This window comes from Streptomyces sp. NPDC001480 (assembly GCF_042894725.1).
GTDB lineage: Bacteria > Actinomycetota > Actinomycetes > Streptomycetales > Streptomycetaceae > Streptomyces.
Genome location: NZ_JBIAVX010000003.1, coordinates 490,421 through 503,201, shown reverse-complemented (window position 1 = coordinate 503,201; position 12,781 = coordinate 490,421). Strand labels below are relative to the sequence as shown.

Genomic DNA, 12,781 nt, shown 5'->3' with positions numbered 1-12,781 from the left:
GTGTCGTCGCTTCGTCGACCGAGGGGTCAGTCGTGCGAGTGCAGGGGCTTGCCCGCGAGGGCCAGGTGGGCCTCGCCGAGCGCCTCGTTCTGCGTCGGGTGGGCGTGGATGAGCTGGGCGACCTCGGCCGGCAGCGCCTCCCAGTTGTAGATCAGCTGGGCCTCGCCGACCTGCTCGCCCATGCGGTCGCCGACCATGTGGACGCCGACCACGGCGCCGTCCTTGACCTGGACGAGCTTGATCTCGCCCGAGGTGTTCAGGATCTTGCTCTTGCCGTTGCCCGCCAGGTTGTACTTCAGAGCGACGACCTTGTCCGCACCGTAGATCTCCTTGGCCTTGGCCTCGGTGATGCCGACGGAGGCGACCTCCGGGTGGCAGTAGGTCACCCGCGGGACACCGTCGTAGTCGATCGGCACGGCCTTCAGACCGGCCAGACGCTCCGCCACCAGGATGCCCTCGGCGAAGCCGACGTGCGCGAGCTGGAGCGTGGGGACCAGGTCACCGACGGCGGAGATGGTCGGGACGTTCGTCCGCATGTACTCGTCGACCAGGACGTAACCGCGGTCCATCGCGACGCCCTGCTCCTCGTAGCCCAGACCCTGCGAGACCGGGCCGCGGCCGACGGCGACGAGGAGGACCTCCGCCTCGAACTCCTTGCCGTCGGCGAGGGTGACCTTGACGCCGTCCTGGGTGTACTCGGCCTTCTGGAAGAAGGTGCCCAGGTTGAACTTGATGCCGCGCTTGCGGAAGGCGCGCTCAAGAAGCTTGGAGGAGTTCTCGTCCTCGACCGGGACGAGGTGCTTCAGGCCCTCGATGACCGTGACGTCCGAGCCGAAGGACTTCCACGCCGAGGCGAACTCGACGCCGATGACACCGCCGCCCAGGATGATCGCGGACTTGGGCACGCGGTCCAGGACCAGGGCGTGGTCGGAGGAGATGATCCGGTCGCCGTCGATCTCCAGGCCCGGCAGCGACTTCGGCACGGAGCCGGTCGCCAGCAGGACGTGACGGCCCTGGACGCGCCGGCCGCCCACGTCGACGGAGGTGGGGGAGGACAGGCGGCCCTCACCCTCGATGTAGGTCACCTTGCGGGAGGCGATCAGACCCTGCAGACCCTTGTACAGGCCGGAGATGACACCGTCCTTGTACTTGTGGACGGCGGGGACGTCGATGCCCTCGAAGGTGGCCTTGACGCCGAACTGCTCGCTCTCGCGGGCCTGGTCGGCGATCTCGCCCGCGTGCAGCAGGGCCTTGGTGGGGATGCAACCCCGGTGCAGGCAGGTGCCGCCGACCTTGTCCTTCTCGATCAGGGCGACGTCCAGGCCCAGCTGCGCCCCGCGCAGGGCCGCGGCGTAACCGCCACTACCACCGCCGAGGATCACTAGGTCGAAAACGGTGCTGGCGTCGTTCGCCACGTCACGTCCTCCATGCATGTGCGCCGTACGCCGGTCAGCGTTGACCGGGCGGCGGCTGGTGTCCGGCCGCTCTTTCTTCGGCCCTGTGGTGGGGGCCCTGTCCTGCCGTGCCCCATCTTCGCACTTGTCGCTTGAGTTCGAGACGCGGGGCCGGTGTGTGAGACGTCCCACGTTCGGATGTGAGAAGGGGCTGCACCCTCGCGGGCGCAGCCCCCAGGGGGTGTGCGAACTCAGCCCAAGTCGCCGGCAGCCGTCAGCTCGGCAAGCCGCACCAGCGTCCGGACGCCCGAGCCCGTGCCGCCCTTGGGCGTGTAACCGAAGGGGCCGCCCTCGTTGAAGGCCGGGCCGGCGATGTCGAGGTGGGCCCAGGTGATGCCGTCGCCGACGAACTCGCGCAGGAAGAGACCGGCGACCAGCCCGCCGCCCATCCGCTCGCCCATGTTGGCGATGTCGGCGGTGGGGGAGTCCATGCCCTTGCGCAGGTGCTCCGGCAGCGGCATCGGCCAGGACGCCTCGCCGACCTCCTCGGCGGCCTCGACGATCGCCGTGCGGAACGCGTCGTCGTTGGCCATGACACCGAAGGTGCGGCTGCCCAGCGCCAGCACCATCGCACCGGTCAGCGTCGCCACGTCGACGATCGCGTCCGGCTTCTCCAGCGAGGCCGCCCACAGCGCGTCGGCGAGGACCAGGCGGCCCTCGGCGTCGGTGTTGAGGACCTCGACGGTCTTGCCGCTGTACATGCGCAGCACGTCCCCGGGGCGGACCGCGGTGCCCGAGGGCATGTTCTCGGCGAGTGCCAGCCAGCCGGTGACGTTGACCTCGAGGCCGAGCCGGGCGGCGGCGACGACGGCGGCGAACACGGCGGCGGCACCGCTCATGTCGCACTTCATCGTCTCGTTGTGACCGGCGGGCTTGAGCGAGATGCCGCCCGAGTCGTACGTGATGCCCTTGCCGACGAGGGCGAGGTGCTTCTTCGCCTTGGAGTTCGTGTACGACAGCTTCACCAGGCGGGGGGTCGCCGCAGAGCCGCCGCCGACGCCCAGGATGCCGCCGTAGCCGCCCCTGGTCAGGGCCTTCTCGTCGAGCACCTGCACCTTGAGGCCGTGCTCCTTGGCCGCGGTCTGCGCGACCTGGGCGAACGCCTGGGGGGTCAGGTCGTTCGGCGGCATGTTGATCAGGTCACGGGCCCGGTTGAGCTCCTCGGCGACGGCGAGGGCGCGCGCCACGGCACCCTTGTGGGCGGCGTCCCGCGGCTTGGCGCCGAGCAGCGCGGCCTCGGCGAGCGGGCCCTTGCCGTTCTTCGCCTTCGCGGAGCGGTCGTCCTTGCCGTTCTCCTTGTACGCGTCGAAGGAGTACGCGCCGAGCAGCACGCCCTCCGCGATCGCGCCGACGTCGCCGCTGTCGCCGACGGGCAGTGCGAAGGCGGCCTTCTTGGCTCCGCCGAGGGCGCGGGCGGCCACGCCGGCGGCCCGGCGCAGCGCCTCGGCGTCGTACCAGGCGTCCTTGACCGGCTCCGACCCCAGGCCCACCGCCACGACGAGCGGCGTCTTGAAGCCGGCCGGGGCGGGCAGCTTCGTCAGCTCGCCCTCGGCACCCGAGGCGCCGAGGGTCTCCAGGACGCCGGCGAGCTTGCCGTCGTAGGCCTTGTCCACGGCCTCGGCGCCCGGGGCGACGACGGGGCCCTTGGCGCCCTTGGCGACACCGATCACGATCGCGTCGGCCCGGAGGCCGGGCGCCGCGGCGGTGCTGAGAGTGAGAGCAGTCACGGTGGTGAATTCTCGCTTCCGATGTGAAGTTTCGTTGGCCGATGTGGGTGGGTCGACCGGGCCCGGGAAGCGACCACCCTAGATCCGGCCTGGTGGCGCGTTGCGACCGGGGCCTTCACCCTGTCGGCGAACACCCGGGACGAGCCTACGCGCGTCGTCGCGTTCGCTCATTGCCGTGGCCGTCCAGTCGTCGCCCTCCGGCGGGCGATCCGCCGGCCACGGAGGGGCCGGCGGCCAGAGCTGCGGGACGTGGGCGGTGCCTCATCGGTGCTGGTGAGCGTGCCCAGCCCGGTGTCCGCGGCGTGACCCGCCGGGCAGGCGTCAGCGGCCCAGGCTGAGCACCACGAGGGCCGTCGTCGCCGCGGTCTCCGCGAGCCCCCCGAACACATCGCCGGTGACCCCGCCGAAGCGGCGCGTGCAGTGGCGCAGCAGGAGTTCGGCGGCGGCCACGGCGGCCACCACTGCGAGGGCGGCGCGTACGGCGTCGTACGCGCCGAGGCAGGCGCCCCCCGCTCCGGCCGCCGCCACCACCCCGGCCGCGACGGCCGACGCGCCGCCCGTGGGCACCACTCCGGCGACCGCCGCCCCCAGCCCCTCCGGCCGGGCGGCCGGCACCCCGGCGCGGGCGGCGAGGGTCAGCGCCAGCCGGGCGGCCGTCGCCGAGACGACGGCGGCGAGCGCGCCCCGGGCCCACGAGCCGCCGTACGCCTGGGCCAGCGTGGCCACTTGGGCCAGGAGCACGAGCACCAGCGTGAGCACGCCGAACGGCCCGATGTCCGACTGCTTCATGATCCGCAGCGCGTCCTCGGCGGGCTTGCCGCTGCCCAGCCCGTCCGCGGTGTCGGCCAGCCCGTCGAGGTGCAGGCCCCGGGTCAGCGCGGCGGGCACGGCCGCGGTGGCGACGGCGGCGAGCAGCGGGCCGGCGCCGAGGACGAGCAGCAGCACGCCGAGCGTGGCCGCGCACCCGCCGACCACCAGACCGGCCAGCGGGGCGCACAGCATGCCGCCGCGGGCCGCCCCCCGGTCCCAGCGGGTGACCCGGACCGGGAGGACGGTGAGGGTGCCGAAGGCGAAGCGCAGGCCGTCCGGCCAGGGGGCGGGGGAGGAGGTGGCAGAGGGCTCGGGCACCGGCGCAGGTTACCGGGCGGCCGGGCGGGCCCGTACGGGCCCCGAGACTAAAGTTCGCATATGGGACATTGGTGGTGGCGGAACGTCGTCGAACCGGGCAAGCTCCCGCTGCTCCTCGCCCTCGGCGCCTTCGTCCTCACCTTCGTGATCACGCGCGTGATCACCCGTATGATCCGGGCGGGCAAAGGGCCGTTCGGCAATGTCACGGGGGCGGGCGGGTTGCACATCCACCACGTGGTGCCCGGCGTCGTCCTCACGGTCATCGGCGGTTTCGGGGCCGTCGCCGGCGGCCGCAACGGCTTCGGCGGGGGACTCTTCGCGGTCGTCTTCGGCATCGGCGCGGGGCTCGTCCTGGACGAGTTCGCGCTGATCCTGCACCTCCACGACGTCTACTGGACCGAGGAGGGCCGCCAGAGCGTCGAGGCCGTCGTCCTCACCGCCGCCCTGGTCGGCCTGGTCCTCGTCGGCTTCGCCCCGTTCGGCGTGAACGACCTCTCCCGGGACGAACTCCAGGACCGCGGCACCGTCATCTCCACCGTCGCCGGCAACTTCGTCCTCTCCCTGGTCGCCCTGACCAAGGGCAAACTCCGCACCGCGATCTTCGGCGTGATCGTCCCGCTCGTCGCCCTGGTCGGCGCGGTACGCCTGGCCCGGCCCGGCTCGTACTGGGCCCGCCGCTTCTACCGCCACCGCGCCCGCGCCCGCGCGCGGTCCCTGCTGCGCGCCTACCGGCACGACCGCCGCTGGCTGCGTACCGGACTGGCCGTTCAGGACTGGATCGGCGGCAAGCCGGACCCCACGCCGTCGAGTGCGACGGGTGGGCGTTGACGCTCCCGCGGGCTTTCCGCCGCGCTGCCGGTGGAGGTGGCCCCGTCTGGTGGTTCAGGGCTGGATCGGTGGCATGCCGGATCCGGCACCGTCGAGCGTGGCGGGTCGGCGGTGAGGCTCGCGCGGGCTTTCCGCCGCGCTGCCGGTGGAGGTGGCCCCGTCTGGTGGTCAGGGCTGGAGAGGCGGCAGACCCTACCCGACGCCGTCGAGTGCGACCGGCCGGCGCTGGCGCTCCCGCAGGGTTTCCGCCGCGCACAGCAGTGCCACGCCCGCCAGGGCCGCCAGGTGTTCCTTTCCCGCGAGGTTGTCCTTGACCAGGACCTCGGCCAGCATCGCCGCGGCCACGCCGCTCGCGGTGACGTGGGCGCCGTACCGCCGGCCCAGGTACACGGCGAGGCCCACCACGGCCGCCGACGGGCCGGTGTCGACGACCTGGGCGTCCGTCACCGGCAGGCCCAGCGGGTGGTGCGGGCCCAGGGCGCTGCCGACGCGCGCGTACCAGGTGCCGGCGAGCGTGGCCACGTACGCGATGGCCAGCGTCCGCCGGCGGCCGAGGCAGATCTCGGCGATGCCGAACACGAGCAGGATCTGCACGAGCGCCCCCCACACCGGCAGGTCCAGCGCCGGCACGAACAGGGACAGCGGAGTCCGCAGCAACGCCAGCCACAGGGGGTCCGCGGCCCGTACGGCCCCCAGGGCCTGCACCGGCCGGTAGCCCCAGGGCTGGTTCTGCACCAGCTGCACCACCGCCGTCAGACACACCACCCCGGCCGTCATCGGGATCGCCCGCAGGCGCCGCTCCAGCAGCGGCTCACGCACGGTGGCGTACAGCAGCCCCCATTCGGCGCGGGCCCAGCGGACGAGCGGACTCATCTATGCGTCTCCAGGTGCTTGCGGTGCAGCCACTTCGGCAGCCCCGGCGCCTCCAGGAACCCCTCCGCCCGCGCCGACGCGAGGCCGATGCGCGGCAGGTCCGCGCTCTTCTCGAAGAGCAGGAACCTGGGCTCCCAGATGGGCCGGTACTTGGCGTTGGCGCGGTACAGCGACTCGATCTGCCACCAGCGCGAGAAGAAGCTGAGCAGCGACCGCCACAGCCTCAGCACCGGCCCGGCGCCGAGGCGGGCGCCACGTTCGAAGACGGAACGGAACATCGCGAAGTTGAGCGAAACCTGCGTGATCCCGATCTCCGCGGCCCGGCGCAGCAGTTCGATGACCATGAACTCCATCAGCCCGTTGTCGGAGTCCCGGTCACGGCGCATGAGGTCCAGGGACAGCCCGTGCGGCCCCCAGGGCACGAAGGACAGCAGCGCCCGCAGGCCGCCCTGGGCGTCCGTGCACTCCAGCATCACGCACTGCCCGTCCCGCGGGTCCCCGAGCCGGCCCAGCGCCATGCTGAACCCGCGCTCGGTGGCCCCGTCGCGCCAGTCGTCCGCCCGCTGCACGAGGTACGCCATCTCTCCGGCCGGGATGTCCGCGTGCCGCCGGATGCGCACCGTGTACCCGGCCCGCTTCACCCGGTTGTACGCCTGCCGGACGGTCCGCATGGCCCGTCCCTCCAACGTGAACTCGGCGACCTCCACGATCGCCTCGTCACCGAGTTCCAGCGCGTCCAGCCCGTGCCGCGCGTACACGGTGCCCGCCTCCTCGCTCGTGCCCATCACGGCCGGGATCCAGCCGTGCTCCCGGGCCTGGGCCAGCCACGGCACGATCGCCCCCGGCCACGCCTCCGGGTCGCCGATCGGGTCCCCGGAGGCCAGCGCCACCCCGCCCACCACCCGGTAGGCCACCGCCGCCTTCCCGGTCGGCGACCACACCACGCTCTTCTCCCGGCGCAGCGCGAAATAGCCGAGCGAGTCCCGCTCGCCGTGCCTCTCCAGCAGCGCCCGCAGCCGCTTCTCGTCGTCCTCGGTGATCGGGTCGACGGCGCGCCGGGAGCGGAACGCGGCGTAGAACACGGCCAGGACCAGGACCGTGCTCATCACGTTGACGGCGACGTTGGCCCAGTTCGGGGAGGAGATCCCCGGGAACCGCGTCTCGTCGGCGGCGACCGAGATCAGCCGCAGCGTCCCGTAGTGCCAGCGCTCAGGGAACGTCGACCTCGCGGCGTCCGGGGCCTGGTTGGCGGCCGTGACCAGCAGCGCGGCCAGCAGCGAGGCGACCAGCCCGCCGCCGACGGCGACCATGACGGCGAGCCTGGGGTTGGAGCGGTCGCCCTTGGCGTAGAACTCCCGGCGCCCCAGCAGCAGCGCGCCGACGAAGGCGGCCGTGAGGAACAGGGAGATCCAGTTCTGTGCGTACCGCTGGATCTCCGGGAACGCCATGGCGAACGCGAACAGGGCCAGGAACAGGCCGCTGAGCACCAGGTTCAGGATCCACGCGGCCCGCTTGCGGCGGCGCATGGTGATGGCCAGGAACGTCGTGAAGACGCCCGAGGCGAAGCCGGCCGTCAGCAGGTACGGCGTGAAGTAGTTCTCCTGGTTGTGGCGCCTGACGTCCTGGCCCAGGGAGACCCACACGGCGCTCAGGAAGTTGATGAAGGCGACGGCGCGCAGGTACCAGACGGCGAGGGCGGCGGCCCGCCGGGACGCCCCGGTCGACCGCCGCCCGCTCCCGCCCGGCCGGTCCCCGGCGGCTTCCAGATCCGCGGCAATTCGGGCATCTCCCATAAGCCAGGATCATATGGCGCCGCTCCGGCGAACCACGCTTTTCCGGCCAGACCGCCCGCTCGTACGACTGCTCCGCCTCCGCTGACTCCTGCCTCTCGGCTTACTCCGGCTCGGACTCCTGTGGCTTCTCGGACTGCTCCGGCTCCTCCGGCTCCCGCTCGGGCAGCTCCGCCGCCAGCGCGGCCGCCGCCTGGACCAGCGGCAGCGCGAGCAGCGCCCCGGCCCCCTCGCCCACGGTCACCCCCTGCTCCAGCAGCGGCTCCAGGGCCATCCGGTCCAGCGCCTTCGCCTGCCCCGGCTCCCCGCTGTCGTGCCCGGCCAGCCACCAGTCGGGCGCCCGGAACGCGACCCGCTGCCCGACCAGCGCACACGCGGACGCCACCACTCCGTCCAGGATCACCGGCAGCTTGCGCACCGCGGCCTGCAACAGGAACCCGGTCATCGCCGCGAGATCGGCCCCGCCCACGGTCGCCAGCAACTGCAACTGGTCGCCGAGCACCGGCCGCGCCCGGCGCAGCGCGTCCCGGATCGCGGCGCACTTGCGCATCCACGCCAGGTCGTCGATCGCCCGGCCGCCCCGCCCGGTCACCACCGACGCGTCCGTCCCGCACAGCGCGGCCACCAGCACGGAGGCCGCCGTGGTCCCGCCGACGCTCACATCACCGAGCACCACCAGATCCGTACCGGAGTCGGCCTCCTCGTCGGCCACGGCGACACCCGCCCGGAACGCCGCCTCGGCCTCCTCGGCGGTCAGCGCGTCCTCGACGTCGATACGACCGCTGCCGCGCCGCACCCGGTGCCGTACGACCTCCGCCGGCAGCGACTCCGGATCGCAGTCCAGCGCCATGTCCACCACCCGCACCGGCACACCCAGCCTGCGCGCGAGCACCGCCGCCGGGCTGGCGCCCTCCAGGACCGCCCGGACCAACTGGTCGGCCGTGCCCGCGGGGCGGGCCGAGACGCCCAGTTCCGCGACGCCGTGGTCACCGGCGAAGAGCACGACCCGCGGCTGTTCGACCGGCCGTACCGGCACGGCCCCCTGTGCGGCGGCCAACCACTCACCCAGGTCGTCGAGGCGCCCCAGGGACCCGGGCGGCACGATCTGACGCTCCCGGCGGGCCTCGGCGTCACGGCGCACGCCCCCGTCCGGACGCTCGATCAGATCGGTGAAGTCGTCGAGATTAAGCGAGCTCATTCGCCGAACAGTACCGGCAGCGATCGAACAGTTCCGCGCCACATCGCCACCACACAGCCACGATGTCTTTGCACCCAAGATCGGCATCCCATACGTTCCGCTTTGCAGCGGAATGTCGCACAGGGAGCCGTCCATGCAGCCCTCGCCACCCACCCTGGCCGCCATCGAACGGCACCGGGCCATGTACGCCGCCGAACTGGCCCTGGGCACCGACCGGTTCACCGGTCCGCGCCGCGACGACTGCCCGTGGTGCCGCTCGAAACGCCTGCGCACCCGTCTGCGCGGCCCCGACCTCCTCCAACGCAAGCCGGGCACGTTCGTCCTCGACCAGTGCCGGGACTGCGGGCACGCCTTCCAGAACCCCCGGCTCACGGCCGAAGGGCTCGCCTTCCACCACGGGGACATCCACGACGGGCACCTGGAGGACTTCGCGGAACGCCTCCTCGCCGCCCACTGCGGCCACCGGCGCCACCGGCACGCGGCGAACGCCGTCCTGGCGCTGCAACCCGAACCGGAGAGCTGGCTGGACGTCGGCACCGGCCGCGCCCACTTCCCGCGGACGGCCCGGGAACTCTTCCCGTACACCTCCTTCGACGGGGTCGACACCACCCCCCGCGTCGAGGAGGCCCGCCGGGCCGGATGGATCGAGGAGGCCCACCGGGGCCACCTCACCACCCCCGGCGTCCTCGCCCGCCTGCGCGCCCGCTACGACGTCGTCAGCATGTTCCACCACCTGGAGCACACCCCCGACCCGCGGGCCGAACTCCACGCCGCGCTCGCCGCGCTGCGCCCCGGCGGGCACCTGCTGGTGGAGACGACCGACCCGCACAGCGTCTTCGCCGTCCTCCTCGGCAAGTGGTGGCTGCCCCAGGGCCAGCCCCGCCGCGTCCACCTGATGCCCCTGGCCAACCTCCGCACGGAACTGCAATCCCGCGGCTGCACGGTCCTCCTGACGGACCGCAGGGCCCCGCACATCCCCTACGACCTCTCGGCCGCCGTCGCCCTCGCCCTCGGCCAGGCCTTCCCGGCCCCGGACGCCCCGTGGCGGACGACCCCGCCGAGCGAACTCCAACAGGCGCTCCGCTCCGTGCTCCTGGGAGCCACCAGCCCCCTGGCCGACGCGGCAGCCCTCCTGGACCGCGCCCTGGCCCCCCTCCTGCGCCGCACCCGCTTCTCGAACGCCTACCGCCTCATCGCCCGCAAGGACAGACCGTAGGCCTCGGCAGCAGCCGGCGTCGGTGCCGGTGCCTACCCCCGCAGCACCACGGCCTGCCCCGCCACCACCAGCAGCACCTGTTCGCACTCGGCCGCGAACGCCGAGTTCAGCCGCCCCAGCTCATCGCGGTACCGCCGCCCCGAGGAGGTCGCCGGCACGATCCCCGACCCCACCTCGTTCGACACCGCGACCACGGTCCGCCGAGCCGCCCGCACCGCCGCGGCCAACTCCCGCACCCGCTCCCGCAACGCCCGCTCCCCACCGGACGCCCACTCCGCGTCGTCCCACGCCCCGACCGAGTCCATCGCGTCCGTCAGCCACAACGACAGACAGTCGATCAGCAGCGGCGGCCCGTCCTCGGCCAGCAACGGCACGAGGTCGCACGTCTCCGCCGTACGCCACGAACCCGGCCGCCGGTCCCGGTGCGTGGCCACCCGCGCCGCCCACTCCGTGTCCCCGTTCCGCGACCCGCCCGTCGCCACGTACAGCACATCGGGGAAGGCCTCGAGCCGCCGTTCGGCCTCCACCGACTTCCCCGACCGCGCACCGCCCAGCACCAGCGTCCGCCGCGGCACGTCGGGCACGTGCTCGTACACCCCCACCACCAGCGTCGTCCCGTCCGGCACCGCCCGCGCCCCCGCGGCCGCCAGCCGGCGCCGCAACTCCGGCCCCGGCGACACGTCGTGGTCGAGGTGGACGGCGACGACGTCCGTGGTCGGCCCCACCGCGCCCACCGCCCGCAGCCTGGCCAGCGCGTCCGGCCGCCCCACGACATCCGTGAGCACCATGTCGTACGCCGCGCCCCGCGCCGCCCCGCCCTCCAGCCCGGCGGGCGCGCCGCCCGGCGGCAGGTACAGCAGCCGCTGACCGTCCGGCCCGGTCACCGCGTACCCGGTGCCGCCCGCGTCCATCGCCAGCGCCCGCACCCGATGCCCCGTCAGCAGCGTCAACTCCCGTCCGTCCGGCACCCGAACGGGCTGCGGCAGCCCGGCCGGCACCTCGACCGCCGGCCCGTCGTGCGGATGCGACAGCAGCGCCTGCCGTACCCCGCCCAGCGACTGACCGGCCCGGGCCGCCGCGAACGCCGCGCCGGGCGTCAGATCCAGCAGCAGCGTCCCGTCGACGAGCACCGCGGTGGCCGCCCGCGCGTCCGGGCCGAGCGCGGTGGCGCAGGCCGCGCAGGGACAGTCGGGGCGGGGCAGTCCCGCGGGGGCACCGGTGCCGAGCAGAGTCAGTTCCACGGACTCGATTTTCGCTTGCCGCCGCAGGTCTTGCGCGCCCGGCCAGGGCCTGCCCGGCGGATCAGGCCGCCGGAAAGGAGCAGGTGCGCCATCGACGCTGGTGAGCGGGGCCATGGGGTGCCCCCGCGCGAGGTTGTTCGAGCGTGGGGGAGCGTCCGGCAAAGGCGGAGGAGGGCGTGCAAGGCCCTGCGTCTGGGGCATCATCCGCCGGACAGGCTCTAGGCTCGGTGCAGGAGCCGGACCAAGATCCGGCTTTCGCTCTGCACGTGGTCGCACCAGGGAGGCGTACATGGTGGCTTGGACGTGGCGGTTCGAGAAGGCCGACGGGACGGAGGTCCAGCCCGCGGTCCAGCCCGAGGAGTTCACCACGCAAGGGGATGCCGAGTCCTGGGTCGGAGAGCACTACAAGGCCCTGCTGGAGGGCGGCGCGGACCAGGTCCGGCTGTTCGAGGACACCACGGAGATCTACGGCCCGATGAGCCTGCACGCCGACGAGTCCTGAACGCCCGCGAGGCGGGGGGTGCGGCGGGTGCCCTCACGGGTCCTCGCCCGCCCCGCCTCGTCTCAGTCCCCGCTCAGCCCCGCACCCCGCACAGGTGCAGCAGCGCCGCGACCCCCCGGTACGGGTCCGTTCGCCCGGCCCGCTCCTCGGCGGCCAGCAACGTGTCCAGGTCCGCCGGGATCTCCGCGCCGTCCGCCGCCGTGTCCGTGAAGACCCGCACCCCGTACCAGGCGTGCAGCGGCGCCCCGATCCCGGCGAGCGTGGACGTCAGCGTGCCGAGCCGGTCCGCCCGGACGTCGAGGCCGAGCCGATTGCGGTAGGAAGTCGTGTCGAAAGCGGCCAGCGCCCCCGCCCAGTCCCCGGACAGCCCCGGCCGCAGGGCCAGCGCGTCGCCGTTGCGCACCAGCAGCGACAGCAGCCCGCCGGGGGCGAGCATCCGGGCCAGCCCGGCCAGCAGCGGATCGGGCTCCTCGACGTACATCAGCACCCCGTGGCACAGCACCACGTCGAAGCTGCCCGGCAGGAAGTGCACCCCGGTGTCGCGGCCGTCGCCCTGGACGATCCGCATCCGCTCGCGGATCCCCTCGGGCTCACCGGAGAGCGCCTCGCGCGCCGCCGAGATCATCGTCGTGTCCTGCTCGACGCCGGTCACCTGGTGCCCGGCCCGGGCCAGCCGCAGCGCCTGCGTGCCCTGGCCCATTCCCACGTCGAGCACCCGCAGCCGCTGCCCGACCGGGAACCGCCCGGCTATCTGCTCGTCGAGCTGCCGGGCCACCAGCTCCTGCCGTACGACGTCCCGCAACCCGCCCAGCTTGCTCAGCCAG

11 protein-coding genes are annotated in these 12,781 nt (G+C 73.5%); 3 read left to right on the top strand and 8 right to left on the bottom strand.

The features are described 5' to 3' along the window. Positions 1-26: 26 nt before the first annotated feature. The 3 genes from lpdA to ACFY01_RS09590 form a co-directional block, all read right to left on the bottom strand. On the bottom strand, positions 27-1,415 hold the full coding sequence (lpdA, locus tag ACFY01_RS09600; RefSeq protein ID WP_390735111.1) for a dihydrolipoyl dehydrogenase: 1,389 nt from the start codon (positions 1,413-1,415) through the stop codon (positions 27-29). Between the two features lie 230 nt (positions 1,416-1,645). Then, the gene (locus ACFY01_RS09595; protein ID WP_390735110.1) at positions 1,646-3,181 is read right to left on the bottom strand and encodes a leucyl aminopeptidase; all 1,536 of its coding nucleotides are present in this window, start codon (positions 3,179-3,181) and stop codon (positions 1,646-1,648) included. A gap of 321 nt (positions 3,182-3,502) precedes the next feature. Beyond that, positions 3,503-4,309, bottom strand: coding sequence for an adenosylcobinamide-GDP ribazoletransferase (locus tag ACFY01_RS09590; RefSeq protein ID WP_390735109.1), 807 nt, complete (start codon positions 4,307-4,309; stop codon positions 3,503-3,505). Between the two features lie 60 nt (positions 4,310-4,369). Between ACFY01_RS09590 and ACFY01_RS09585 the strand changes: the two genes are divergently transcribed. Next, a complete protein-coding gene (locus tag ACFY01_RS09585) occupies positions 4,370-5,137 on the top strand; it encodes a hypothetical protein (RefSeq protein ID WP_390735108.1) in 768 nt (255 codons plus the stop codon). Positions 5,138-5,329: 192 nt separating this feature from the next. Here the strand turns inward: ACFY01_RS09585 and ACFY01_RS09580 are convergent, their stop codons facing one another. The 3 genes from ACFY01_RS09580 to cobT all read right to left on the bottom strand — a co-directional run bounded on the left by ACFY01_RS09580 (position 5,330) and on the right by cobT (position 8,998). Further along, positions 5,330-6,010 (bottom strand): hypothetical protein, encoded by a 681-nt coding sequence (locus ACFY01_RS09580; protein ID WP_390735107.1) that lies wholly within the window; start codon positions 6,008-6,010, stop codon positions 5,330-5,332. Then, the gene (locus ACFY01_RS09575; protein ID WP_390735106.1) at positions 6,007-7,803 is read right to left on the bottom strand and encodes a phosphatidylglycerol lysyltransferase domain-containing protein; all 1,797 of its coding nucleotides are present in this window, start codon (positions 7,801-7,803) and stop codon (positions 6,007-6,009) included. Before ACFY01_RS09575 ends, ACFY01_RS09580 begins: the two co-directional genes overlap by 4 nt. 100 nt (positions 7,804-7,903) lie before the next feature. Next, positions 7,904-8,998, bottom strand: coding sequence for a nicotinate-nucleotide--dimethylbenzimidazole phosphoribosyltransferase (cobT, locus tag ACFY01_RS09570; RefSeq protein WP_390735105.1), 1,095 nt, complete (start codon positions 8,996-8,998; stop codon positions 7,904-7,906). A 133-nt stretch (positions 8,999-9,131) separates the two neighbouring features. Between cobT and ACFY01_RS09565 the strand changes: the two genes are divergently transcribed. Continuing rightward, positions 9,132-10,214, top strand: coding sequence for a class I SAM-dependent methyltransferase (locus ACFY01_RS09565; protein ID WP_390735104.1), 1,083 nt, complete (start codon positions 9,132-9,134; stop codon positions 10,212-10,214). A 32-nt stretch (positions 10,215-10,246) separates the two neighbouring features. Here ACFY01_RS09565 and ACFY01_RS09560 read toward each other — a convergent pair whose 3' ends face one another. Then, entirely contained in the window at positions 10,247-11,455 is a 1,209-nt protein-coding gene (locus ACFY01_RS09560) for a bifunctional adenosylcobinamide kinase/adenosylcobinamide-phosphate guanylyltransferase (protein WP_390735103.1), read from the bottom strand. Positions 11,456-11,744: 289 nt separating this feature from the next. On the opposite strand from ACFY01_RS09560, the gene ACFY01_RS09555 reads away from it, so the two are divergent. Next, positions 11,745-11,957 (top strand): hypothetical protein, encoded by a 213-nt coding sequence (locus ACFY01_RS09555; protein WP_390735102.1) that lies wholly within the window; start codon positions 11,745-11,747, stop codon positions 11,955-11,957. 73 nt (positions 11,958-12,030) lie between these two features. On the opposite strand, the gene ACFY01_RS09550 is transcribed toward ACFY01_RS09555, so the two are convergent. Continuing rightward, complete coding sequence (locus tag ACFY01_RS09550) at positions 12,031-12,732, bottom strand: class I SAM-dependent methyltransferase (RefSeq protein ID WP_390735281.1); 702 nt, start codon at positions 12,730-12,732, stop codon at positions 12,031-12,033. Positions 12,733-12,781: the final 49 nt, after the last annotated feature.